The sequence below is a fragment of the Frondihabitans sp. VKM Ac-2883 genome, from assembly GCF_015350875.1.
Classification (GTDB): domain Bacteria; phylum Actinomycetota; class Actinomycetes; order Actinomycetales; family Microbacteriaceae; genus Frondihabitans.
In genome coordinates this window covers 422,536-446,860 of sequence record NZ_JADKSF010000002.1, presented here as the reverse complement: position 1 = coordinate 446,860, position 24,325 = coordinate 422,536, and the positions used below count along the sequence as shown (strand labels likewise).

The window sequence follows — 24,325 nt, the reverse complement described above, 5'->3', positions numbered from 1 at the left end:
GTTAGCAGGTCTGGTAGACGTACGCCTTGCTCTTCGGGGTCGTCAGGTCTCGATCGCGGAGGATCGTCTGCGGCGGGGTGTCTTTGCGAGCGCAGACCTGAGCGAACGTGCCGCGGAGGTCGTCGGTGTATTCGACGTCGAGCACGTGCGTGCCGTAGACCTTCGTGAACGAGCCGCACTCGCTGTAGACGTCGCACTCCTCGGTGGTGACGAAGTCGAAGCCGATCGACGCCTTGCCGCGCGAGCCGAGCTCACCGGTGTTCTTCTGGCTCGCCGCCAGACCCTTCGCGTGGGTGTGCTTCACCAGGAGCTTCGCGAACGCGATCGACTTCGACAGCGTCAGCCTGCTCTTCGACCGGGAGTACGAGTCGAGGTTGTCGAACTCCACGGCCCGGAAGCCCTTGGCCGCGCACGAGTCGGTCATGGTGTTGATGCGCTTGCTCGCGGCGGTCCGCTTGGCGGCCGTCGAGATGTCGATGATGCGCTCGTCGGGCCAGCCCGGATCGACGATCGGCTTGCCCGCCTTGTTCTTCAGGATGAGGTTGCTCGGCCAGCTCGACTCCGGCTGCGTCTGGAATCCGTTGACGTAGCAGATCGAGTAGACGCCCTTCGCGGGCGTCGAGGTGCTGTCGCGCGTCACGACGGTGACACCTTTCGCTGGGGTGTACGACCCGCCGAGCTGGTAATCGAAGGTGCCCTTCGTCGGGGGCAGCGTGCGGGTCGCGGTGGAAGCGACCGCAGGATCCGACGACCGCGCGTTCGCACTCGGCGAGGCGCATCCCATCGTGACGAGCAGCACGGCGGAGGTCGCAACGGCCAGGCCGGCTCGCAAGAGTGTCATGCCGTCGAGCTTAGGTTGCCCGCGCTGGCCCGTTGCTCGCCTAGGCTCGCGCGGGCTCCCGCCCGCGGCCGGTGAGGCACCCCGGTTTGGCCATTTTCGGGGTGGCAGCCGGGGGTTATTTGGCCGATCGGGGGTGCGTCGGCTGCTTGGCAGGCACCCGCTCGCGGGCCTCCCGCTGGGCCTCCGACCAGGCCTCGGCCACCGCGGCGAGAGCGATGATGAAGCCCGCGATGAGCAGGGCGACTCCCACGAGCAGCACGACGGCCACGATGAAGTCGAGGTGGCCAGAGGCGACGCCCTTCGGCGACCAGGCGCCCTGGGCCCCGAGCGTCTGCGAAGCCCAGATCGCGAGGCCGGCGCCGATCGCCAAGCTGACGCCGGCAACCGTGCCAATGAGGCGTGCCTTGCTCATGGGCCGCTCCTTCGCGACGGGGGTCTGTGCTCGGGTGGGGCGGATCCTGACGTGAGCGATCGTCATGCGTGCACTGTAGGCGCAGTTGCCGCGTCGCGGAAGCCCCGGCCCTGCAGTGCCGCCGGGGTCGGGGCCGCGAGTGCCGCCTAATGTCGCCCGCGCGGGCCCGGCGAGTGCATTCGGCGGCACTCGCGAGGGCGCCGGCGCTCACCAAAGCAGGGTCTAACCCCGAGTGTCGCCTAATGCCGGCGGCCCGGGCCCCGCGGGCGCATTCGGCGGCACTCGCGGGGGCGCACTCGCGGCTGGGTGACCCGAGGCGCCCCCAGGGCCGACCTCAGCGGCGGGCGGGCTCCGCCGGCAGAGTGATGGAGGCCGTGGCAGGGAGGCCGTCGCCGTCGTGCCGGATCCTGAAGTGCAGCCCCTCGTCATGACGAAGCCGCAGGTGCTGCTGCCGCACCAGCCACACGATCGCGACGGCGGCCGCCGCGAACCCGGCGCCCGCTCCGACGCCGATCGCCGCGCGCGGGCCGAATGTGTTGGCGACCCAGCCGACGATCGGAGCGCCGATCGGGGTGCCGCCGGTGAAGATCGCCATGTAGAGGGCCATCACGCGCCCGCGCATCTCGGGGGCGGCGCCGAGCTGGACCGTACCGTTGGCGGTGGTCATCAGCGTGATCGACGAGAGCCCCACGGCCACGAGCACCGCGGCGAAGCTCCAGTAGGTCGGCATGAGTGCGGCGACGGTGCAGGTGACGCCGAACGAGATTGCGGCGAGCACGAGGATCCGCATCCGCGGCCGCTCACGCCGAGCCGACAGGAGGGCCCCCGTCAGCGACCCCACCGCCACCGCCGAGGTCAGCAGGCCGAACCCGCTGGCTCCGACCCCGAACGCCTGTGTCGCCATGGTCGACGTGAAGATCGGAAAGTTCATGCCGAAGGTACCGATGATGAAGATCATCACGAACACGACGACAAGGTCGGGGCGCCCCCGCACGTAACGGAAGCCCTCTTTGATCTGGCCTTTTGCGCGCTTCAGCTTGGGCTTGAACTGGAGCTGGTTCACGCGAATGAACCGCAGCGAGGCGAGCACGGCCAGGAACGACGCCGCGTTGATCACGAAGACCCAGCCCGACCCGACTGTCGCGATGAGCACGCCGGCGACCGCGGGGCCGACGAGACGAGCGCCGTTGAACGATGCCGAGTTGAGCGAGACCGCGTTCGACAGGTGCTCGGGCGGCACGAGCTCCGAGACGAAGCTCTGGCGGATGGGCGCGTCGATCGCCTGCACGATGCCGAGCAGGAGGGCGAAGCCCCAGACCATCCAGAGCTGCACGACGCCGGTGATGACGAGGAGGCCGAGGGCGAGGCCGAGTGTGCCGAGGGCGCCCTGCGTGAACATCAGCATGCGGCGGCGGTCGTAGCGGTCGGCGATGAGGCCCGTGATCGGGATCAGCAGGATCGGCGGCAGAAACTGCAGTGCCATCGTGATGCCGAGCGCCGTCGCGTTGTGGTCGGTGAGCTCGGTGAGCACGATCCAGTCTTGGGCGGTGGACTGCATCCACGTGCCGGTGTTCGACACGAGCGCGCCGCCGAACCAGAGCCGGTAATTGAAGAGGCTCAGCGAGCGGAACATGGCGCTCACGAGCGACCCAGCTCACGGAGGATGCGAGTCGCCTCGGTCAGCGTGCGCCGCTCGTCAGGGCTGAGTTTCGCGAGCCGCGGCACGAGCCACTCGTCGCGGCGTCGCCGGGTCTCGAGCACGAAGTTCGCGCCGGCGGGGGTCGTGCAGAGCATCACCTTGCGGCGGTCGTCGGCGTGGGCGCTGCGCTCGACGAAGCCGAGTTCGACGAGGGCGTTGACGGTGCGGTTCATCGACGGGGGAGTGACGCCCTCGTGCTCGCTCAGGGCGCCGATCGTGAGCGGCTCGTTCTGCAGCAGGAATCCGAGCGCGGCCATCTGCGCGTCGCTCACGTGCGTGTCGGCCTTCTGCTGCCGGAGTCGCCGCGAGAGACGGAGCACGCCCTGGCGCACGTCGGTTGCCAGTTGGGCGTGGGGAACGGTGCGCAGGGCACCCGTATTCGTGTCAGACATCGGTGGTTAGCCTAACAAATTAGCTTTGCTAAATAAACGGCTCGGGCGTACTCTGTGGCTTAAACAACAAGTGTCGTCAAGAGAGAAGGATCCGAGATGGGCAAGTTCGAAGGCAAGGTCGCGATCGTCACCGGTGGCGGTTCGGGAATCGGCGAGGGCATCTCGAAAGCGCTCGCCGCCGAGGGAGCCTCGGTCGTCGTCACCGACATCAAGCTCGACGCGGCCCAGCGGGTCGTCGACGAGATCGTCGGGGCCGGCGGAACGGCCAGCGCATTCGAGGGCAACACGTCGGTCGCCGCCGACAGCGAGAAGACCGTCGAATTCGCCCAGCAGACGTACGGCGCGCTGCACCTGGCAGTCAACAACGCGGGCATCGGCGCCGCCCCCGCCAAGATCGGCGACTACGACATCGCCGCGTGGGATCGCGTCGTCGGCGTCGACCTGAGCGGCGTCTTCTACGGCCTGCGCTACCAGCTGCCTGCCCTCGTCGCGGCCGGCGGTGGCGCGATCGTCAACATGTCGAGCGTGCTCGGTTCCGTCGGAATCGCCCAGAACGCCGCCTACGTCGCCTCGAAGCACGCACTGATCGGCCTCACCAAGGTCGCCGCCCTCGAATACTCCGCCCAGGGCGTCCGCACCAACGCGGTCGGCCCCGGGTTCATCGACACGCCGCTCGTCCGCTCGTCACTCTCCGCCGACGAGCTCACGGCGCTCGAGGCGCAGCACGCCACCGGCCGGCTCGGCACCGACGCCGAGGTCGCCGCGCTCACGCTCTTCCTGCTGAGCGACGACGCCTCGTTCATCACCGGGTCGTACCACCTCGTCGACGGCGGGTACAGCGCGCACTAGTGCGTGGGCGGCAGGGTGCCGCGGGTGCGCCGAAGCCGCGGCCGGCCGAAAGTGCCCGGATCGGGGTCGGGCGGGCCCCGCGACGCCGAAGTGCGCACTCTCGGCCGTGTGCGGGTCGGGGCCGCCGGATCCTGCGGTCCGTCCCCGCGAGTGCACGAAAACCGCCCCTGGCTCAGCGGCCCGGGGCGGTTTTCGCGCATTCGTGAGGGCGCGGCGCCGATTTCAGCCCCGCTTCAGCGCATCGCCGCCATGCTGGACGTGCCCGCGGTGCGTGGGCACCGATCGCAGGAGGCAGCGTGCGCGTGCTCGTCGTCGAAGACAATCAGGGGCTCGCTCAGGGGTTGCGCCTCGGGCTCGAAGCCGAGGGCATCGCCGTCGACCATGCCGCGACCGGCACCGACGGCCTCTGGCGTGCGCGCGAGAACGACTACGACGCGATCGTGCTCGACATCATGCTTCCCGGAATGAGCGGCTACAGCGTCTGCCGCGCCCTCCGCGACGACGGCGACTGGACGCCCGTGATCATGCTCACCGCCAAAGACGGCGAATGGGACGAGGTCGAGGGCCTCGACACGGGCGCCGACGACTACCTCACGAAGCCGTTCTCGTTCGCGGTGCTCCTCGCGCGGCTGCGGGCTCTGGTGCGGCGCGGCGTGCGTGAACGGCCGACCGTGCTGACGGCCGGCGACCTGGCGCTCGATCCGGCATCGCGGCGCGTGACCCGGGGTGAGACCCCGATCGAGTTGACGACGCGCGAATACGCCGTGCTCGAGTTTCTGATGCGCCGGGCGGGCGAGGTTGTCACGAAGCGGCAGATGCTCGACGGCATCTGGGACGACGACTTCGAGGGCGACAACAACATCGTCGAGGTCTACGTCAGGCACCTCCGCAACAAGATCGACCGGCCGTTCGGGCGCGACTCGATCGAGACCGTGCGCGGCGCCGGCTACCGGTTGGCGGGGACCGGTGGCTGAGCGGCCGCGACCCGGTTCGCGCGGGCCCCAGGGCTCGCTCCGCCCGCGGCGCGGATCGCTGCGCCTGCGCATCACCCTGGCGGCCACGGCGATTGTCGGAATCACGCTGCTCGGCGGGTCGGCGGTCTACGTGGTCGTTCAGCGCGCCGTGCTCGCTCAGGGCGTCCGAGCGGAGGCCGTGAGCGACGCCGATCGCGTGCTGGCCCGGCTCGAATCAGGGGCCACTCCGGCAGCGGCCGTGGCCGGGCTGGGCGAGCGTGACGGGGCGGTCACGGCGGTTCTGTCGGCGGACGGCTCGCGGATCCTTGGGGTCTCGGGCGACCCCGTCGCCGTCCGCGCCTACGAGACGCTCGCCGAGCCAGCGCGCTCGGGAACAGTCTCGCTGTCGGGCGAGAACTACGCGATCGAGACGTCGTCGGGCAGCGACCAGTCCACCCCGGCGCCGACCGTGACGATCACGCCGCCGAGCGACGACTCGACGAGGAGCACGGAACCGACACCAGGATCCGGTGGCGGCGGCTCGAGCACCGACGATTCGGGCGGCGGCGGGTCGGACGACTCAGGGGGTTCCGGTGGCGGATCGAGCGGGAGCGGCGGGTCGAGCGGTGGCTCCGGTGGTGGTGGCTCGGGCGGCAGTGGTTCTGAGAGCGGTGGTGGCTCGGGCGGTGGTTCCGGTGGTGGCGGGTCTGACGACGTCGGCGCCCCCGCACCCGGGAGCGGACAGCCGACGCTGACCGCGGCCCGGCCGACTCCGGGTTCGTCGTCTTCGTCCTCGTCTCCTTCTTCGTCCTCGTCGGCTGCGGCGAGTGATGGCGGTGCTGACGTCGACTTCGTGGTCGTCGCCGGTCGTTCGCTCGCGGCTGCCGCGGTCTCGGAGCGGGCGACCGTGACGACTCTCGGCATCGTGATCCCGGTGCTGCTCCTGGTAATGGCGGCGACCACCTGGTTCGTGGTTGGGCGTTCGCTGCGGCCGGTGGAGCGGATGCGCCGGGAGGTCGAGGGGATCACGGCCGCTCGACTCGCGACCCGGATCCCCAGCCCGGGCGGCGACGACGAGATCGCCCGACTCGCCTCCACCCTGAACGAGATGCTCGACCGGCTCGACGACTCGGCGCGCGCACAACGGCGCTTCGTCTCGGACGCGTCGCACGAGCTCCGCTCGCCCTTGGCGGTGATGCGGCAGCTGGCCGAAGTGACACAGGCCTACCCGGGGCGCATCGAGACCGAGCTCTTGGCCGACACGGTGCTCACCGAGGGGCAGCGCCTCGCCGACCTGGTGCAGGGCATGCTCATTCTGGCCCGGGCCGACGAGGGTGGGCTCGAGCCGTCGATGAATCCGGTCGACGTCGACGACATCGTGCTGGCTGAGGCCGCGCGCCTGCGGAAGGCGGGCCTCGTGACGGTGGACGCGACCGGCATCGCACCCGTCCGTATCGACGGCGATCGCGGAATGCTCGGCCAGGTCGTCCGGAACCTCGCCGACAACGCCGCCCGCCACGCGACCTCGACCGTCGCTCTCTCGCTCGCTGAAGTGGACCGACAGCTCGTGCTGACCGTCGACGACGACGGCTCGGGTGTGGCCGACGCCGACCGGGAGCGAATTTTCGCGCGCTTCGTGCGGCTCGACGAGGCGCGTGCTCGGGAATCCGGCGGCAGTGGTCTCGGTCTCGCGATCGTGCGGAGTCTCGTGGCCGCTCACAGTGGAGCCGTGGCTGTCTCCGGCAGTCCGCTCGGTGGTGCCCGCTTCACGGTCACCCTGCCGGTCGACGCCGCTGTGCCTGCGGGTGCTTCCGCTCCCGGTCCCGCGCCCGCTCCTGCGCCCGTCGGGTGAGTGTCCACGATCTGCTGATGTTCCGCCTCCACGATTAGCAGATCGTGGACACTCACCCCCGCCCGCCGTTCGTTCTCGGCGGGAGCGGGTGTCTCTCCAATCCTCATTGACCCTGGAGTCAATTGCGCGCCGGGCGACATCGCTCCGGGCCCGGGTCAATTGACTCCAGGGTCAATCACGGTTTTAGAGAGTCCCCGCCCGATCGCGTGCCCGGATCCGATGGCGGGCGGCCCACCCGACCACCAGTCGGGTAAGCGCGTCGGACGTGTGCTGAACGGACGTTCAGGGAAGGTCAGAAGCGGTTCAGCAACCTCTTGGGAAGGTCATGGCATCCAACAAGGAGGACACCATGAACCGCAAGAATCTCATCATCGTCACCGGAGCAACCGCCGCCGCCCTCGTGCTCGGCTCGGCCGGAATCGCGTTCGCATCGCAGGGTGCCGACGACGCGACCACGCCGACGCCGACCTCAAGCGTGACCGTGTCGTCGACAACCGTGCCGACGACCGGATCGACCGCCGTGCCGACCGCCGTTCCGACCGCTGTGCCGGCGACCGTGCCGAAGGGGCACACCCACCACGGGCGGGGTCGCGACGACGCTGCGACTCACGGCATCAACGACGATCACGGCAGCGACGCCGCAACCCACGCTGACGCTGACGACTCCGGCCACCACGAGGCGACCGCGACCCCGACGCCGGTCGCGACCCAGCCGACGGCCGCGCCGACAGCGGCACCGGTCGCATCGACGCCGACGAGCGACGATGCTGCGACCCGCGACGTGAACGACGACCACGGCACCGACGCCGCGACCCGCGACGTGAACGACGACCACGGCACCGACGCCGCGACCCACGATGCCAACGACGATCACGGCAGCGACTCGGGGCGCCACGGCGGTGGCGGGCGGGGACACGGCGGCTCCGACGACTGACGCCCGGATCCTTCGGTCTTTGCCCCAGACCAGCCCACCGAATGCACGATTTCCGCCCTCCGCACCCACGCGGAGGGCGGATTTCGCGCATTCGACGCAGCGCGGCAGTGCACACCTCCTGACAGACTGACGCCGTGTACACCACCCGCAGCTACGTCGACGCCCAGGGCGTCACGATCACGTTCTACGTCTGGCAGGCACAGACGCCAGCGCAGACACCGGCGCAGCCCTCGGCGCAGACCCCCGCACAAGCGGCCGAACCCCGCGGCATCATCCAGATCGCGCACGGCGTCGGCGAATACGCCCTCCGGTACGAGCGTCTGGCCGAGGCGCTCGCCGCTGCCGGCTACACCGTCTACGCCGACGACCACCGCGGCCACGGAGCCACCGGCCTGGCGCAGTGGGGCGAAGGATCCGGCCGCCTCGGTCACCTCGGGGTCGGCGGCCATCCGGCGACGGTCGAGGCCGTGCGGCAACTCACGCACCTTGCCCGCGCCGAGAATCCGGGGATCCCCGTCACTCTGCTCGGCCACTCGTGGGGCTCGTTGATGGCGCAGATGCTCGTCGATGAGCACGCCGACGAGTACGACTCCGTCGTGCTCACCGGCACGGCCTACCGCACCCCGCTCAGCATGAACGGCGGCGATCTGAACAAGCGTCACGCCCACCTCGGCACGACCGGGTTCGAGTGGCTCAGTCGTGACCCGGCCGTCGCCGAGGCGATGTCGACGGATCCTCTTGCTGTCGAGGCCAGCGTGCTCACGCTTTTCGGTCTGCGCGACTCCCTGCGTCTCTACGGCCGGCCGAGCCGAAACCCGCGCCATGACGTGCCGCTGCTCGTGATGGTCGGCGGCGACGATCCGCTCGGTGGGCCGAAGAGCGCCGAGAAGCTCGTCGCGGCGTACCGCTCGCGCGCAGGCTTTACCGACGTCGAGCTGATCGTCTACGACGGTGCGCGGCACGAGATCTTCAACGAGACAAACAAGGACGAGGTCACCCGCGACCTGCTCGACTGGTTGGACGCCCGGTCGTAGGCTCGACGCATGCACGGTGAATACAAGGTTCCAGGCGGCAAGCTGGTCGTGGTCGACCTCGACGTGAAAGACGGCCGGATCGAGAACTTCCGGCTCGCCGGCGACTTCTTCCTCGAGCCCGACGAGGCGCTGGAGGCCATCAACCGATCGGTTGACGGACTCGACTCCGCAGCCGACTCGACCGACATCGCGGCCGCCGTGCGACACGGGCTGCCCGAGGGTACGACCATGCTCGGGGTGAGCCCCGAGGGGATCGCCGTGGCGATCCGCCGGAGCCTGAGCCGCGCTACCGCCTGGCGCGACTACGACTGGCAGATCATCCACGACGGGCCCGTCTCGCCGAACACCCACCTCGCGCTCGACCAGGTGCTCACCGAGGAGGTCGGCGCCGGCCGCCGTGGGCCGACCCTGCGGTTCTGGGAGTGGAACGAGCCCGCCGTCGTGATCGGCAGCTTTCAGTCGCTCAAGAACGAGGTCGATCCCGAGAACGCCGAGAAGTACGGCTTCCAGGTGGTTCGCCGCGTCTCGGGGGGCGGCGCCATGTTCATGGACGCCGAATCGATCGTCACCTACTCGCTCTACGCCCCCGGCGACCTCGTGCAGGGCATGAGCTTCGCCGACTCGTACGCCTACCTCGACGAGTGGGTGATCACCGGCCTCAAGTCGATGGGCATCGACGCGTTCTACCAGCCGCTCAACGACATCACGAGCGCCAAGGGCAAGATCGGCGGGGCCGCCCAGAAGCGGCTGGGCAACGGTGCGCTCCTCCACCACGCGACCATGAGCTATGACATGGACGGCGAGAAGATGGTGCAGGTGCTGCGGATCGGCCGCGAGAAGATGAGCGACAAGGGCACCACGAGCGCGGCCAAACGCGTCGACCCGCTGCGCTCGCAGACCGGACTGCCGCGTGCCGACGTGATCGAGCGTCTCAAGCAGACGTTCACCGGACTCTACGGAGCGACCGAGGGCCACGTCACCGCCGACGAGCTCGCTCAGGCGGAGGACCTGGTCCGCACGAAGTTCGCGACGCCGGAGTGGCTCGCGCGCGTGCCCTGAGCGTCTTCCACCACCCCACCGGCCGCGTCAGGCGAGGCGCCAACCGACCGCAGCAGGCGAGGCGCAACCCGGCCGAGGCGCCAACCGGCCGGGTCAGGCCACGCGATAGGCGAGGTACTCGGCCGGAACCGCACCGAGGATGGACGGCCGGCGCGGGTCGATCGGTTCGGTGATCGCAGCGGCTCCCTTGCGGATCCGCACCGTCATCACGACATCGTCGCCGAGACCGGTCGCCGGCGCGGCCTTCAGGTCGCGCATGCCGATCACGAGGGTTCCGCTGGTGTCGGCGAGGCGGTATTCGGCGTAGCCGGTCGCACTCCACAGATCCGTGATGCGGCCCTCCACCGTTCCGATCACGTCGGTGGTCTTACTTGCCGAGACGAGTTCTTCGACGGTGTGGGTCGCCTCGTCGGGGACGCCGGGGGGTTCGTGAGCGGGAGGAGCCGCGGAGGTCAGGGCGGTGCGGCGGGCGTGGGCGCCGGATCCTGCGCTTTCCGCTGCCTCTGTCAGATCGTCGAGCAGCACGCAGAGATCGCGGTGCCGGGGTTCGAGCGCCACGGTGAATGCGGCGACACCATCGACACGGGCCTCGTCGTCGGCTGACTCGTGTGCCGCGATGAGCGCGGGGGAGCGGAGGGCGCGACCGAAGAAGAGGGGCAGCGGGCCGCCACTGCGCCAGCGGTACAGGATCTCGAGCTGGGGGCTCAGGATCCTGGGCGCGATCTGCTCTCGGAGTGACTCGACGCCGGCGTCGTCGAGGCCCGGCGCGAACGAGGAGAGCAGAGCCGGGTCGATCGACGAGAGGATGAGCTCGAAACGAGCGAGCTGATGGGCGAGGGTCACCCTGTGAGTCTGATCGACGCGCGATACGTGCGTAAGTCCGCAATCGGGTGCGACCCGAACGGGGAGAGGTGCCCCTCCTGCCACTATCGGTAGAGGGGGCCTAACCGTTAGCGGCGGGTGAGCTCTTCGTACTGCGCGTTCTTCTTCACGAACATCTCGACGTACGAGCAGGCGGGCACTACGCGGAATTCGGTGTTTGCCGCCACGTCGTCGAGGGCGTGCTGCACGAGCACCGCTGCGAGCCCCTTGCCCTGCTCCGAAGGGTCGACCTCGGTGTGAGTGAACGCGATTTCGTTGCCGGTGATCTGGTACGCGGCGAACCCGACCGGTCGGTCTCCGTCGAGGATCGTGTACTGGTTCTGGGCTTCGTCGTGACGCACTTCCACACTCATTCCGTGAACAATACGCCGGTGTCGTGAGAGCAGGCTCCGGCGCGGCCGTCACGAAGGGTGGTCGGCCCTGACACCGCAGACGGCCACAATAGGGGGATGCCCGTTAGCTGGACCCCCGAGTCACCCGATCTCGTCGTCCACGGCGAGAATCTCGACGTTCTTCCCGCCCTCCCCGACGGCGCATTCACGGTGGTCTACCTCGACCCGCCGTTCAACACCGGTCGGAGCCAGTTCCGTCATGAGACGCATTCCGTCCGCGGGTCGCGCACCGGAGCGGTGACCGGCTTCAAGGGCGTTCAGTACGAGCGCATCCGCGGCGACCTGATGAAGTACGACGACCGCTTCGACGACTACTGGTCGTTTCTCGAACCTCGGCTCGCCGAGGCCTGGCGCTTGCTCGCCGACGATGGAACCCTCTACCTCCACCTCGACTACCGCGAAGCGCACTACGCCAAGGTGCTGCTCGACGCGCTCTTCGGTCGGGCGTCTTTTCTCAACGAGATCATCTGGGCCTACGACTACGGCGCCAAGAGCCGCAGCCACTGGCCGACGAAGCACGACACGATCCTCGTCTACGTGAAAGACCCGGCGAAGTATCACTTCGATTCGACGGCCGTCGACCGCGAGCCCTACATGGCGCCGGGGCTGGTCACACCCGAGAAGGCGGCGCGCGGAAAGCTGCCCACCGACGTGTGGTGGCACACGATCGTGTCGCCGACGGGTCGAGAGAAGACGGGGTATCCGACCCAGAAGCCGCTCGGGATCCTGCGCCGCATCATTCAAGCGTCGACCCGCGAGGGCGACTGGGTGCTCGATTTCTTCGCAGGATCCGGCACGACCGGCGCTGCGGCCGCCGAACTGGGGCGGCGCTTCGTCCTGGTCGACGGCAACGCCGAGGCCATCGACGTGATCCGCAAGCGCCTGCCTGGCGCGACCTTTCTCTAGGCCGTCTTCAAGAGCTGCTTGAAAGCAGACCCGTGGAAGACGAGCGGCTCGACGCTCGCGTCGGCGTAGAGGCCTGTGACCTCGAGCAGGATCAGCGTGTGGTCGCCGGCCGGGTACTCGGCGTAGGCCTTCGTCTCGAGCCACACCGGGGAACCCTTGACGAACAGGGCGCCCTGCTCGCTGGTCTCGAGCTCGAGGTTCTCGAACCGGGTCGCTTTGTCTTTCGCCGCGATCTGCCGGGCGGTCTGGCCGTGCGTCTCGCCGAGCACCGAGATGCCGATCCGCTCGGCGCGCTTCAGCACCGGCCAGGTGGTCGAGGTGTTCTGCACGGAGAACAGCACCAGGGGCGGATCCATCGAGACGCCCACGGTGAACGACGACGCGACGAGACCCTCTCGCGCGCCCTCGATCTCGGCGGCGAGGGCGACGACGCCGGACGGGAAGTACGAGAACGTGGTCCGCAGAAGCTGCGGATCCGGGGAGTACGGGGTGAGAGCCATGGAACGTCCTTCGCGAGTCGGTTGCTCCATGCTGTCACTCGATTGTTGAATCTAGATTTCGCGGGCCAATAAATGACGCGCTGTTTCGTTACGTTCTGATTGCGCCGGATGCTTCCATTCAGGATCCGGCAGCCGCCGCTGAGCCCCGCGGACTCCTGATCTCAGGCGTACGTGGGCACAGCGGCGGTGCGGGGATCTTGCGTTCAGGGCTGTCGGTCGTGCGCTCCCGAGGAGCAGGGGCCGCTCAGGCCCGGTGTGAGGTCGAGCTGCCGGATCCTGGGAGCCGGATGCTTCCGGTGTCGGGCGAGACCGGCGAGCCCATCGTGTTCGCGGCGGACTGCGCGGCCAGGGCGGCCCGATCGGTCTCTTCGGCGTCACGCGCGTCGGATGCCGCAGCGTCGGTGGCGTCCTGGTGGGCCGCTTCGTCGAGGGCCGAGCGCGTGCGGAGCGGTGCCGGGCGGAGGAAGAAGCTCAGCACGAATGCCACGGCCACGACCACCAGCGAGATCGTGAACACCGTCACCGTCGCGTTGGCGAATCCGTCGAGGAACGGCGCCTTGAGAGCCAGCGCCGCCTTGTTGAGGAACGACGTGTCGCCGTTGAGGGCGTTGCCGAGAGCCGAGGTGTCGCCCGACGCGGCCTTCTTGAGCAGCGCGATGAGACTCGAGTTGTTCGGGTCGGCGAGCACCGACGGGTCGGCGAGGGCCTTCTGCTGGGCGGCGGCGAGTGTCTTGTCTTGGAACGACTCCGGAATCGTCGTCGAGAGACGGGAGAACAGCACCGAGAAGAGCACCGCCGTGCCCAGGGTTCCACCGATCTGACGGAAGAACGTCGACGACGACGTGGCCACACCGATGTCGCGCGGTCCGACCGAGTTCTGCGAGGCGAGTGTCAGCGTCTGCATCAGCTGGCCGAGACCGAGACCGACCAGCACCATGCCGATCGAAAGGTAGTACCAGGGCTTGTCGTAGCTCACCTGCGAGAACCAGGCGAAGCCGAGGATCATGAACGCGGTTCCGATCGGCGGGAACATCTTGTACTGGCCGGTGCGCGAGATGATCTGACCGGAGACGATCGACGAGATCATGAGGCCGAGGATCATTGGGAGCATCTGGAAGCCCGACTCGGTGGGCGTCGACCCGTTGACGAGCTGCAGGTAGAGCGGCACGGTGAGGAGCGCACCGAACATGCCGAAACCGACCAGGACGCCGAGGATGGTCGCCATCGAGAAGGTGCGGCTCTTGAAGAGCTTCAACGGGATCAGGGCGGCGTCGCCCATCATGCGCTCGGCGACGATGAAGGCGATGATGCCCAGCCCGCCGATGACGTAGCAGACCCAGGCGTTGAGCGAGCCCCAGCCCCAGATGCGGCCCTGCTCGGCGACCAGCAGGAGCGGCGCGGCCGACACGATGACCATCGCGGCGCCCCACCAGTCGATGCGGATGTTGTCTTTGCGGCTCTGACCGGGGATGTGCAAGAACCGGCCCACGATGAAGAGCGCGACGACGCCGATGGGGACGTTCAGGAGGAAGACCCAGCGCCATCCGGTGATGAAGAGGATCTGGTCCGCGCCAGCGAAGAGACCGCCGATCAGCGGGCCGATGACGCTCGAGATGCCGAACACTGCCAGGAAGTAGCCCTGGTACTTCGCACGCTGCCGAGGAGCGAGGATGTCGCCCATGATCGCGAGCGGAAGGGCCATGAGGCCACCGGCGCCGAGGCCCTGCAGGCCGCGGAAGGCAGCGAGCATGTACATCGAATCGGAGAACGACGCGGCGGCCGACCCGAGGATGAAGATCGCGATCGCGATGATGAACAGCGGCCGCCGACCGAAGAGGTCGGAGAGCTTTCCGTAGATCGGCGTCGAAATCGTGGAGCAGATCAGGTAGGCGGTGGTGACCCAGGCCTGGTGGTCGAGACCGTGGAGGTCGTCGCCGATGGTGCGGATCGCCGTTCCGACGATGGTCTGGTCGAGCGACGACAGGAACATACCTGCCATGAGGCCGAAGATGACGAACAGGATCTGCCTGTGGTTCATCAGGCCCTGCTTCTCGACGGGTGCCGTTTCTGGTGCGGCTGTATCTGCCCGGGACATGTGACTCTCTCTGGTGCTGTGGTGATGACTGATGTTGTGGCGGTGAGTCGCGCTCCGTCGCGCAAATCTTTGCGCGCGGTGCAAATTTACATGACTGCCAGGAATTTGACCACGCGAGCGCTGGGATCCTTGGCCCGAATAGCCCGGGAAGAGACCAGGGGGCGCAAAACCGTCGGTGATAGCCTGGCGCCTGCCGAACGGCGTTGAAACGAGTGGAGTCTGCTGCATGCCGAGAAGGATCGCCCCCACCCTGATCGTGACGGTGGTCGCCGTGTCACTCCTCGCCGGCTGCACGGCCGGGTCGAACGGAGTGAGCGCACCCGCCACCCTCGGCCAGGGCACCCCCAGGGCGTCCGCCACACCGGCAGCCGCCGCCGTCTCGAAGGTCTCGCCCGTCGTGGGCGGAGTCACGGGCGGCACCACGATAACTCTCACGGGGTCGAACCTCGGTGCCGTCGATCGCGTCAAGATCGGCACGCAAGACGCGACCGACGTGAAGGTCGTCAGCGACTCCAAGGTGACCGCGGTCGTTCCGCGATCGGTCGACTACCAGCCGGCGAGTGGCGACGTCGTCGCGTACGCGGGGTCGAAGCCCGTCGGTGCCGCCGCCACCGCGTCGTACACCTGGAAGGTCTCGTCGGGCGTCGACCGCGAGATGCAGTACGCGTTCGCGCACTGGAACGCCCCGACCTACAACGCCTCGTACCTCGACTTCAACTCGGTCGGCGGCGACTGCCAGAACTTCGTCAGCCAGGCGCTCGATGCCCGGGGCCTCGCGCAGAACGACTCCTGGCACTACAACTCGTCGGGTCACAGCGAGACGTGGGGGTACGCACCCGCATTCGACAACTACCTCAAGGCCAACCCCTCGCTCGGGTTCACCCCGCTCACGGCCGATCAGCGTTCTCAACTCTCGGTCGGCGATCTCGCGTACTTCGACTGGAACAACAACGACGTTCCTGACCACGTGATGATCGTCTCCGCCATCGACGGCTCGAAGATCTCGCTCGTCGGGCACAACCTCGACTACGACTACCGTGACCTCGACACGGCGATCACGAAAGATCACCCGGGCGCGAAGGTCTGGTTCTACAAGGTGCCCGCCTCGCTCTAGTCGGGTGCGTAGGTCACGTGTCGTGACGCACCCCCGTTCGGCCAGATCGGGCCCGGCATCGGGGGGTTATCTGGCCAACCGGGGGTGCCTCGCCCGCCGAGACGGACCTCGCGAGCGGCCGTCAGCGCGCAGGCCGCAGCAGCAGGGGCGCTACGACGGCCGCGAGAGCGAGTGCGGCGATCGCGCCGACGAGCCCGAGCCACACCGAGCCCGCCTCAGCGCCGGCCGGGCGGATGAGCGCGAGCACAGCGAAGGCGACGATCTGCGCTGCCACCTGCACGACCAGATAGCGGAGCAGCGGGCGCCGCAGCACAGCGAGCTGCACTGAGGCCCGGCGCGGGAGCCACGCAGACAAGGATCCGACAGCGACCAGCAGGTGCCCCGCTGCCACCAGCCCGATCAGCGGTGGCGCGTAGCCGGGCCGACCGCCCGCCACCAATGCGACCGCGAGCAGCACGATCAGTATCGCGGCGAAGGGGCCGCGGGGCACGGCCGCTGCACCGAGCGCAAGCAGCAGTGCCACCACGAGCCAGCCGCTCACCCCGAGCACGAGGAAGCCGGCGCCCGCTCCGGCGATGAACGTCAGCGCGGAGAGGGCGAGGGCGGGAACCGTCGGGCCGATGCCGGGAAAGCTCGTGGGCGTCGCGGGGCCCCGGTTCGTGTCGCTCATCGGATCCGCCGCGGGCGGGTGAGGGCGCGCAATCGCACGGCTGGCACGGCGGAGCCGGGAGCGGCATCCCAGCGGACGGGCTCGACGCCGGAGGCTGTCATGCCGTCGAGACGACTGGTGCGTTCGAGCATCAGGAGCTGGAACGCCGTGCGCTCCTCGCGGCTTGCGGCGGTTACATCGACCTGGGGCAGCGTGTCGATGGCGAGAACGCGATGGCCTGTCGAGGCCCAGGTCACCGCCATGGTGCCTGCGAGGTCGTCGAGGAACGACGAGATCACGACCACGAGTGCCGAGGCGGGAACGATGGGCGTGCGGGTCGTCTTCACGGGCCGCCCGGTCGGAGCAGCGGTGGCGATCGTGGTCTGGAGACGCTGCAGGTGCCGCGTACCGCCTCCGGGCTCAACCGAGCGTGCCGTGCCGGCGAGGTCGCGCAACCCGACCCGATCGCCCGCCGCGAGGTAGGCAGAAGCCAGTGAGGCCGCCGCTTCGCGAGCGAGGTCGAGAGACGTCGTGGAGGTCAGGGGCCCTTTGGATCCGGACCATCGAGAGATGTCGGCGCTCACCTCGTCTCGGTCGTCGATGACGAGCATGACGATCGCATCAGCCGTCGAGAACGTCCGGCGGACGTAGAGGTCGCCGGGGAGCTGCGCCCTCCGGGCGGTGACCTTCCAGTCGATTCGCCGGAGCCGATCGCCCGGTGCGAAGAGCGCGACATCGCGGAACTCGCCGCCGTCGCCCGGCGTCGCGGAGTCGTGCGCGCCGGTGATGCCCACCACTCGGTGGGGCAACGGAAGGCTGTCGATGGGGAGCCGCGGCGGTGGCACCAGACGGGAGCTCGCGGGGCCCGCGTCGGGTGAGGTGAAGGCGGCGCCGGCGGCGCCCAGCGCCGAGTAGTGCAGCCGCAGGATCTCTTGCGGCCCGGAGTGCGTGACCGCCACTTTTCCGATGAGGCGCCTCGCGGTTTCGGGGGTGACGGCGAATCGGTGCGTCGTTCCGTCGGCGGTGGCGAGGACGACGGCGAGGGCGTCGACATCGGCGGAGAGGTCGAATCGGGTGTCGTAGCCGACACCGGTGGCATCCGTGTCGGGCGCCAGTCGTGTGGTGGTTGTCACGACGTCGGAGCGGCGTGGCCTCCGCTCGACCCCGAACGCGACGATGGCGAAGAGCGGGAGGGCGATCAGGGCGAACTCGGGGCGGGAGGTGACGAGGGCGAGGCCTGCCAGGAGCGCGGCGGCAGCGGCGGCGTACCCGACCGCGGGATTGAGCGACCAGCTTGGCCGCAGTGAGGTGCGGTCGGCGTGCCCGCCTGGTAGGGCCTCGCTCATCGAGGAGTCGAGGAGTCGACGGGGTCGTTTGCCCGGCCCACGGCCGGAGGCCCGGCGATCCGCGAGACGATCGAGCCGATGACCTGGGCGGCGTCGACGCCGTTGGCCCAGGCCTGGGGGGTGAGCGACACTCGGTGCGCGAGGACAGGGATGGCAGCCGCCTTGATGTCTTCGGGCGTGACGAAATCGCGGCCGTCCATCACCGCGCGAGCTCGGCCGACGAGCATGAGACCCTGGGCGCCGCGAGGGGAGGCGCCGACTTGGATGTCGCGGTTCTCGCGGGTCGCGGTGGCGAGGTCGACGCAGTAGAGGGCGATGTCGGGATCGACGTGCACGCCCTCGACCGTGGCCTGCATGGCGAGGAGCGTTTCGGGGTCGATGACCGCCTCGATCCGCCCGACTTCGCGGCGTCGCGCTACACGGCTGAGGAGGACTTTCTGCTCGCCTTCGCGGCTCGGGTAGCCGACCGAGAGGCGCACCATGAACCGGTCGAGCTGCGCCTCGGGCAGGGCGTAGGTGCCCTCGTACTCGATGGGGTTGGAGGTTGCGATGACGTGGAACGGATGGGGGAGCGGGAAGCTCTGGCCTTCGACCGTCACCTGACCCTCGGCCATCGCTTCGAGTAGGGCGGACTGCGTCTTCGGGGAGGTGCGGTTGATCTCGTCGGCGAGGAACAGGCCCGTGAAGACCGGGCCCGGGCGAAAGACGAACTCCGACGTGGCGGGGGCGTAGAGGAACGAGCCGGTGATGTCGGCGGGGAGAAGGTCGGGCGTGCACTGGAGACGACGGAAGTCGAGACCGGTCGCCTGCGCGATGCTCCGCGCTGCCAGGGTCTTGCCGAGCCCGGGGACGTCTTCGAAGAGAACGTGGCCACCCGCGAGGATGCTGGCGAACGCGAGCTCGAGCGGCTCGCGCATACCGACGACGAGCTCGCCGACCTCGTCGAGCACTCGCCTGCTGAGCGAGGCGACCTCGGCGATGGAGAGGGATGCGGGGGCGGAGGTGGTCACGTGTGCCTCTCGGTAGGCGACCCGAGTGCCTCGATGGCATTCAGGAGGCGGGTGAAGGAGATCAGGTCGAGATTCGTGGCGCGCGGCATCAGGAGTGTGCGCACGACGCCGGGTGCCAGGATCTTCTCGATCTCGGGTCGGTCGCCCGGATCGAGAAGATCGAGGCCGTAGAGAAAGAGCAGTCGATGCCGGGCCGCCTCTCGGGCCCTCGCGACGGTGCGGTCTTGGACGCCGCCGCGGGTCTTCATCGACCAGCTGAGCTCTTCGACGTCGAGCCGCGCGCCCGGGGTTCGGCGGATCGGCGGTTGAGGCCACGCCACGGCGTTCTCGCCGGCGAACGACTCCCAGGTCAGGCCGATGACGAGGAGGACGCCGAGGGCGACGACGGTGACGACCACGGAACCGACGACGTCGAGGCCGAAGAAGTAGACGATGGCACCCACGACGAGCGCCGCGACGGACGAGAGGATCAGGGTTCGGCGGAAGCTCACGCGTGACCGCCGTCGTCGGTCGGGTGGGGGGAACGTTCGGCCCATTGGGCCTCGAGGACGACGAGCGCTTGGCGTGCGGTGACGACGTCGGCGGGCGAAGCGACGGCGTCTCCGAATCGCACGGCAAGGTAGAGGCGTCGGAGCGTGCCGAGGGACTCCCCGTCGACCCCGGTCAGGCGAAGGATCCGGCTGGTGAACTCGGTCGGAGTCTCGGAGTCGAGGCGGGAGTAGCCGGCGTCTTCGGCGGCCTCCTGGAGGCCCAGCCAGGCGGCGACGATGGCGTCGTTCGGCGCGCGATCGCCGTCGAGGAGATCGAGGGCGAGGCGCAGGCCCCGGCGCAGATAGGGGGCGCTGGTCTCGATCGACGGGTCGTCGGCGAGGGGTGAGGGGTCGCTCAGCTCGTCGAGCGACGCGGCGGTAGCGGCGGGCCGATCGCGGCGACGGGAGCGCCACCACCGGATGACCACGACCGCGAGGGCGAGTGCGGCGAGGCACGCCACGACGACGACGAGCCAAGTGAGGTCTGGCGGGGATCCTCCGCTGGTCGCCGGAGGCGATGCCGTGGGATTGTCAGCCGGCTGCGACGGAGGGGCGGGCGGTGTGGCGGAGGGGAAGGCCCCGAGGCTCCAACGCGGGCCGGAGAATCGGAGTTCGCCACCGAAGGCGCTGCCGATAACGACGAGGAGTCCGAGCACGACGGCGAGAATGCCCGCGACCGGAAGCCGACGCGCACCCGAGTCGGGACGCGGTCGTGCGTCGCTCTCGGGTAGCTCGGTGTCGGTGGGCACGGATTCGACGCTAGTCGATTCCGGCCGGGGGCTCTGCGGCATAGGTCAGACCTGTGGACAACTCGTCCGCGCTGGAAAGACCGCCTGCGTGGAGGAAGGCGCTACGCCGCCACGCCGAGGCCGTCGAGGGCCTTCTCGAAGATGGTCAGGCCCTGCATGCCTGGGAGGCTTGCGATGTTGTTGTCAAGCTTCTTCATCTCTTTGCGCCCCTCGACGCCGCCCATGATCTGGCCGAAGACGAACTGGACATCGTCGCGCTCCATGATGCTCGAGCCCACCGGGGCCCAGAACTTCGAGAGGAGGAGGCGGGTGAGCTTCTGAGCACGCTTGCTCTTGAGGAGCCGCTCGCGAGCCTGCGAGACGTAGAAGGCGACGTGCCGCGTCTCTTGCTTGGCGATGCGCCGCAGCAGCTCGCCCAGCACGGGGTCGGTCTCGAGGTCGGCCATGCGCTTGTAGGCGCTCACGGCAGACCACTCGTTGGCGGCGCCCCACGACATGTGGACGGCCACGAAGTCGCTGCCGACGATCTTGCCGAGCATGGACTGCTTGATGGGGTCGAGGCGGTCACGCCAGCCGAGCTTGAGGCGGGAGGCGCGGAGGGCGTCGTAGTCGACGGTGATTCCGTGGACGGCCAGGACGGCGCCCAGGGCCTCACCGTGCCAGAATTCCTCGCGGTTCCACATCGTCATGAACGTCGAGATCTCGCCGTCTTTGTGCGACGGGGTGGTCAGCAGATCGCGGGTGTAGCAGACCGTGTGGTACTCGACGTCGGCCATGTAGCGGAGGGTGCGGAGCGTCTCGGGCGAGAGGGGGTTTTCGCGGAAGTGCTCGAGATCGAGGTCGTCCCAGCCCAGGCGCTCAGAGCCTGCAGCGTACTTGTCGATATCGAATGCCATCGTATGTCGGAAGAGGCATATGCCTCTTCCACTCCTCTCGGGTGTGCCTAGTCGGTGCCGCCTGCAGGGATTTCTCCCGCTGACCTCAGGTGACTCGAGGTTAGCTGGATCGGCCCGCGCTTCCAATCGCGGATTCTCCACTTTCTTCGGAGGGCTTCACGAGAAAGATTGGAATCCGGGTTGACGGCGCTTGGATTTCCGAGCATTTCGAGCCAGACGAGGTCGGCGTGACTATCACCGTAACCGTACGAAGCTGAAAGATCGACACCGTTCCGCTCGGCATATTGGCGCAGCCAGGCTGCTCGCGCCTCGTCGACCACCGGGGGCTGGGCAAGGTATCCGGTGTAAATGCCGTCACGGGCATGCATCGTCCCGGCGACCACCTCGTCGAACAGGTGAGCGAGAGGCGAGACGAGTGTTCCGATGGAGCCCGTGACGAGCACAGTGCGGTGCCCGGCGGCACGGTGGGCGGCGATGCGCTCGAGAGCTTCCGGCATCGTGTGCTTGAGGAGCGTCTGGGCGTATCCACGAGCCACAACCTCTTCGAGGCGGGTCACGGGCATGCCCTCGTACCGACGGAGGAACGCGCGAATGAACTCGCCTCGATCGCGCTGTTCGGCGCGAAGGTAGCCGGGAAGCGACGCGAGGAGACTCGCCACCTCGGCGGGCCAGGCCGCCTTGCCGAAGCCCGATCCGCGCACCCAGAGATACTGCTCGACGATGTTCGAGTCGACGACAGTGCCCTCGAGATCGAAGATCGCCACGACGTCTTTGCGTCGGGGCAGCTCGCGGTCGAGCGCAGGGCCGGACGAGGCGGGCCGAACGCTGAACGCCCGGGTCATCGTCGTGACCGCGGGGAAGTGCACGGTCTGGAAGTAGTCCTCCCACTGGATGTCGGCCATGTCGAAGCCGATGTCGTTCGACACTTCGGCCGGCCGGGTGGCGACGAGAGCGGCCTGAAGCGCCTTCGTGCGGCGATCGTCGAAGATGATCTCCGACTGGATGTAGTGGCGGTAGAGATCGGTCAGGCTCTGTAGTGACTCGAGGTCGGCGCGGCGGCGATCGACCCCGGCGAGGGCCTCCCGCGTCCGATCGGTCGACGGCAGTCGCAGAAAGACCGATTCGCGCGCGTCGTTGAGACGTGCCTGGAGTCGGACCGCCCGCTCGACCTTGCGCCCGCCCGGAAAGCGCCAGGTCGCGGCCGCGATGGAGCCGCTATCGGCGGTCGGCAGCGGGTTGGCGGTGAAGAACATGCTGAGGTTCGTGAACATCCGGTGGATCGGCAGCGGATTGCTGGCGCCCGACGACACGTGGAAGAACTGGGGCTCGCCAGCGGCCGCGGGGTTGGACGCGACCAGGACGATCACGTTGACGACGAAGTCGACCGGCACCACGTCGAGGACGCTGTCAGGCACGCCCGGGAACTCGGGGAGCATGCCGCGGCCGTAGGCCATGATCAGCGGGTCGGCGACCTTGAAGCCGTCGATCCAGCCCGGGTACGGGTGGCGGAGCGCGCTCTCGACGATCGCCGGGCGCACGAACGACAGGCGGTGACCGCGAGCCGCCCACATCTGCTCGGCCGCGCGCTCGGCGAAGGCCTTCGTGAGCGTGTAGACGTCGGTCCAGCCGAGGCTCTCGGCGCGGGCGCGACCGTGGTCGACGAGTTTCGCCTTGACCCAGGCCACGCGCCGCTCCTCGGCTTCGCGCGACACCGCGAGGGGGCCTTCTTTGCCGTGCTTGGCCCGGGCTTCGGCGATGAAGCGGCGCAGCACCTCCGGCTGGCGCGACGAAAGCTCGACACGGGAGCGGGCGGCACGGGCGGCCTCGAACTCGGTGCGCCAGTCGACCTCGTGAGTGAGCGACGCCTCGGGGAAGATGCCCTTGCGGAGGCCGCCGACGTAGGCGGTCGAGACGTGGACTACGTGCGGGTCGGTGCCCGAGGCGATCAGTGCCTCGTACAGGCCGACGGCACCGCCGACGTTCGTCTCGAAGGCCTGGTCGATGGGCGGGTCGAACGAGACGCTCGACGCGGAGTGGATTACGACGTCGAGGTCGCCCGGCAGCTCGGGGACGGCGTCGAGACCGCCCTCGAGCACGTTCAGCCGGTTCTGGATCGCGTCTTCGACCCCGTCGGGGCCGACACTCTCTCGCCAGGTGGCGAAGACGGGCTTCCGCAGTACGTGACGAAGACGGTCGACGCCGGAGGTGCTCCCCTTGGTGCGGATGAGCAGGGTGATCCTGGTACCCGGGTGGCTCGCGAGGAGCCGCTCGAGGATTGCCTGACCGACGAAGCCGGTCCCGCCGGTGAGGAACACATGCGAGGATCCGAGGTCCGTCGAGAAATCGGGAAAGTCGAGTGCGCTCACGGGGTCAGCTTCTTTGCGGTCGTCTGGCCGATGCGCGCATCCATGCCGGGGAGAGAGGCGACGCGGCGCCCGATGTCGTCCGCACGAGCCGAGCCGTCGGATCCTGAGAAGACGAATGCCTCGAACCGGTCGCGGTCGGCGGCGGCGCGCTCGACCCCGCCGATGGGCCAGGCCGCGGTCGCGAGAGCCGCGCGCGTCTGACGGGCGGCGCGCTTGGAGTCGCTCAGGCGCCACTCGGTCTCGTCTGCGAAGAAGGCCTCGTGTCGTTGCTTGATGATCTGGATCCTGCCGATCGTGTCGCGGAGCGCGGGCGAGTCGGTCGTCGCGCGGAGATGATCATATGCCGCGCGGAGAATCCACTCGTCGACCAGTCCGAGGGTCATGTGGGTGGCCACGATGGGAGCGCCGAGCCCGACGGCGGCGATGGCGCGTCGGATCGGACCGGAGCGCTGGATCGCCTCGTCGGCACCCGTGCGGGGAGGCCCCTCGTCGACGTTGCGGGTGCGATCGAGACCGTGCGCGCCGAGAACGGCGTCGAGGGCGTCGGCCATCCAGAACTTCTCGAACGCCCAGGTGACGAGGAACGCGGTGACGCGGGCGTCTTTATGGGTTGCCGTGACGAGAAGGTTGCGCAGGTGCTCCATGGTCGCTGCCTCGAGCCTTGACAGATAGCGGACCAGTTCGAGGGTCTCGGCGTCGAGGGGATGCGCCTCGTAGGAGGTGAGGTCGAGGTCGGCGCGGAAGTTGCCCTGCGCCGTCCGTGTGAATTCACGGATGTCGAAGGGGCCTGCCGCCTCGGAATTCGGGCTGTCGGTCATGAAACGTGTGCCTCCGGAGGGGGTCTGAGCCGGGAGCGATGCGCGAA

24 protein-coding genes are annotated in these 24,325 nt (G+C 68.8%); 8 read left to right on the top strand and 16 right to left on the bottom strand.

Annotated features, from left to right (window positions below; translation table 11 throughout):
• Position 1 precedes the first annotated feature (1 nt).
• From ITJ49_RS05690 to ITJ49_RS05675, 4 genes are all read right to left on the bottom strand, one after another.
• Positions 2-841, bottom strand: coding sequence for an endo alpha-1,4 polygalactosaminidase (locus ITJ49_RS05690; RefSeq protein ID WP_194602521.1), 840 nt, complete (start codon positions 839-841; stop codon positions 2-4).
• Between the two features lie 115 nt (positions 842-956).
• Entirely contained in the window at positions 957-1,319 is a 363-nt protein-coding gene (locus ITJ49_RS05685) for a hypothetical protein (RefSeq protein WP_194602518.1), read from the bottom strand.
• A gap of 268 nt (positions 1,320-1,587) precedes the next feature.
• Positions 1,588-2,895, bottom strand: a complete 1,308-nt coding sequence (locus ITJ49_RS05680; protein ID WP_084816052.1) for an MFS transporter — start codon at positions 2,893-2,895, stop codon at positions 1,588-1,590.
• On the bottom strand, positions 2,892-3,344 hold the full coding sequence (locus ITJ49_RS05675) for a MarR family winged helix-turn-helix transcriptional regulator (protein WP_194602515.1): 453 nt from the start codon (positions 3,342-3,344) through the stop codon (positions 2,892-2,894). The genes ITJ49_RS05680 and ITJ49_RS05675 overlap by 4 nt, the downstream gene beginning before the upstream one ends.
• Positions 3,345-3,440: 96 nt before the next feature.
• Between ITJ49_RS05675 and ITJ49_RS05670 the strand changes: the two genes are divergently transcribed.
• The 6 genes from ITJ49_RS05670 (at position 3,441) to ITJ49_RS05645 (ending at position 10,025) form a co-directional block, all read left to right on the top strand.
• Positions 3,441-4,193, top strand: coding sequence for an SDR family NAD(P)-dependent oxidoreductase (locus ITJ49_RS05670; RefSeq protein WP_123940923.1), 753 nt, complete (start codon positions 3,441-3,443; stop codon positions 4,191-4,193).
• Between the two features lie 296 nt (positions 4,194-4,489).
• Complete coding sequence (locus tag ITJ49_RS05665) at positions 4,490-5,167, top strand: response regulator transcription factor (RefSeq protein ID WP_055960920.1); 678 nt, start codon at positions 4,490-4,492, stop codon at positions 5,165-5,167.
• Positions 5,160-6,998: a sensor histidine kinase gene (locus tag ITJ49_RS18135; RefSeq protein ID WP_370544384.1), complete on the top strand. Its 1,839-nt coding sequence runs from the start codon at positions 5,160-5,162 to the stop codon at positions 6,996-6,998. The genes ITJ49_RS05665 and ITJ49_RS18135 overlap by 8 nt, the downstream gene beginning before the upstream one ends.
• A 349-nt stretch (positions 6,999-7,347) precedes the next feature.
• A complete protein-coding gene (locus ITJ49_RS05655) occupies positions 7,348-7,932 on the top strand; it encodes a hypothetical protein (RefSeq protein ID WP_194602512.1) in 585 nt (194 codons plus the stop codon).
• 134 nt (positions 7,933-8,066) lie between these two features.
• Positions 8,067-8,966, top strand: coding sequence for an alpha/beta fold hydrolase (locus ITJ49_RS05650; RefSeq protein WP_194602509.1), 900 nt, complete (start codon positions 8,067-8,069; stop codon positions 8,964-8,966).
• A gap of 9 nt (positions 8,967-8,975) precedes the next feature.
• A complete protein-coding gene (locus ITJ49_RS05645) occupies positions 8,976-10,025 on the top strand; it encodes a lipoate--protein ligase family protein (RefSeq protein ID WP_194602506.1) in 1,050 nt (349 codons plus the stop codon).
• Positions 10,026-10,118: 93 nt separating this feature from the next.
• Here ITJ49_RS05645 and ITJ49_RS05640 read toward each other — a convergent pair whose 3' ends face one another.
• Positions 10,119-10,868 carry a hypothetical protein gene (locus ITJ49_RS05640; RefSeq protein ID WP_194602503.1) on the bottom strand — a complete coding sequence of 250 codons (750 nt, stop codon included), beginning with the start codon at positions 10,866-10,868 and terminating at the stop codon, positions 10,119-10,121.
• 107 nt (positions 10,869-10,975) lie between these two features.
• Positions 10,976-11,260, bottom strand: a complete 285-nt coding sequence (locus ITJ49_RS05635; RefSeq protein ID WP_055960908.1) for a GNAT family N-acetyltransferase — start codon at positions 11,258-11,260, stop codon at positions 10,976-10,978.
• Between the two features lie 96 nt (positions 11,261-11,356).
• Between ITJ49_RS05635 and ITJ49_RS05630 the strand changes: the two genes are divergently transcribed.
• Entirely contained in the window at positions 11,357-12,205 is an 849-nt protein-coding gene (locus ITJ49_RS05630) for a site-specific DNA-methyltransferase (protein ID WP_194602500.1), read from the top strand.
• Here the strand turns inward: ITJ49_RS05630 and ITJ49_RS05625 are convergent.
• Both ITJ49_RS05625 and ITJ49_RS05620 read right to left on the bottom strand, forming a co-directional pair.
• Entirely contained in the window at positions 12,202-12,705 is a 504-nt protein-coding gene (locus ITJ49_RS05625) for a flavin reductase family protein (RefSeq protein WP_055960904.1), read from the bottom strand. The genes ITJ49_RS05630 and ITJ49_RS05625 overlap by 4 nt on opposite strands.
• A gap of 244 nt (positions 12,706-12,949) precedes the next feature.
• Complete coding sequence (locus ITJ49_RS05620) at positions 12,950-14,800, bottom strand: MDR family MFS transporter (RefSeq protein ID WP_228514071.1); 1,851 nt, start codon at positions 14,798-14,800, stop codon at positions 12,950-12,952.
• Positions 14,801-15,026: 226 nt separating this feature from the next.
• Between ITJ49_RS05620 and ITJ49_RS05615 the strand changes: the two genes are divergently transcribed.
• Positions 15,027-15,914 carry an amidase domain-containing protein gene (locus tag ITJ49_RS05615; protein WP_194602496.1) on the top strand — a complete coding sequence of 296 codons (888 nt, stop codon included), beginning with the start codon at positions 15,027-15,029 and terminating at the stop codon, positions 15,912-15,914.
• A gap of 121 nt (positions 15,915-16,035) precedes the next feature.
• Here the strand turns inward: ITJ49_RS05615 and ITJ49_RS05610 are convergent, their stop codons facing one another.
• The 8 genes from ITJ49_RS05610 to ITJ49_RS05575 all read right to left on the bottom strand — a co-directional run bounded on the left by ITJ49_RS05610 (position 16,036) and on the right by ITJ49_RS05575 (position 24,278).
• Complete coding sequence (locus tag ITJ49_RS05610; protein WP_194602493.1) at positions 16,036-16,584, bottom strand: hypothetical protein; 549 nt, start codon at positions 16,582-16,584, stop codon at positions 16,036-16,038.
• Complete coding sequence (locus ITJ49_RS05605; RefSeq protein WP_194602490.1) at positions 16,581-17,909, bottom strand: DUF58 domain-containing protein; 1,329 nt, start codon at positions 17,907-17,909, stop codon at positions 16,581-16,583. The genes ITJ49_RS05610 and ITJ49_RS05605 overlap by 4 nt, the downstream gene beginning before the upstream one ends.
• Positions 17,906-18,919 carry an AAA family ATPase gene (locus tag ITJ49_RS05600; protein ID WP_370544383.1) on the bottom strand — a complete coding sequence of 338 codons (1,014 nt, stop codon included), beginning with the start codon at positions 18,917-18,919 and terminating at the stop codon, positions 17,906-17,908. The genes ITJ49_RS05605 and ITJ49_RS05600 overlap by 4 nt, the downstream gene beginning before the upstream one ends.
• Positions 18,916-19,410, bottom strand: coding sequence for a hypothetical protein (locus ITJ49_RS05595; RefSeq protein ID WP_194602487.1), 495 nt, complete (start codon positions 19,408-19,410; stop codon positions 18,916-18,918). Before ITJ49_RS05595 ends, ITJ49_RS05600 begins: the two co-directional genes overlap by 4 nt.
• Positions 19,407-20,198: a DUF4129 domain-containing protein gene (locus tag ITJ49_RS05590; RefSeq protein WP_194602484.1), complete on the bottom strand. Its 792-nt coding sequence runs from the start codon at positions 20,196-20,198 to the stop codon at positions 19,407-19,409. The genes ITJ49_RS05595 and ITJ49_RS05590 overlap by 4 nt, the downstream gene beginning before the upstream one ends.
• A 101-nt stretch (positions 20,199-20,299) precedes the next feature.
• On the bottom strand, positions 20,300-21,094 hold the full coding sequence (locus ITJ49_RS05585) for a hypothetical protein (protein ID WP_055960887.1): 795 nt from the start codon (positions 21,092-21,094) through the stop codon (positions 20,300-20,302).
• Positions 21,095-21,141: 47 nt separating this feature from the next.
• Positions 21,142-23,460 carry an HAD-IB family hydrolase gene (locus ITJ49_RS05580; protein ID WP_194602481.1) on the bottom strand — a complete coding sequence of 773 codons (2,319 nt, stop codon included), beginning with the start codon at positions 23,458-23,460 and terminating at the stop codon, positions 21,142-21,144.
• Positions 23,457-24,278 (bottom strand): hypothetical protein, encoded by an 822-nt coding sequence (locus tag ITJ49_RS05575; RefSeq protein ID WP_055960884.1) that lies wholly within the window; start codon positions 24,276-24,278, stop codon positions 23,457-23,459. Before ITJ49_RS05575 ends, ITJ49_RS05580 begins: the two co-directional genes overlap by 4 nt.
• Positions 24,279-24,325 lie beyond the last annotated feature (47 nt).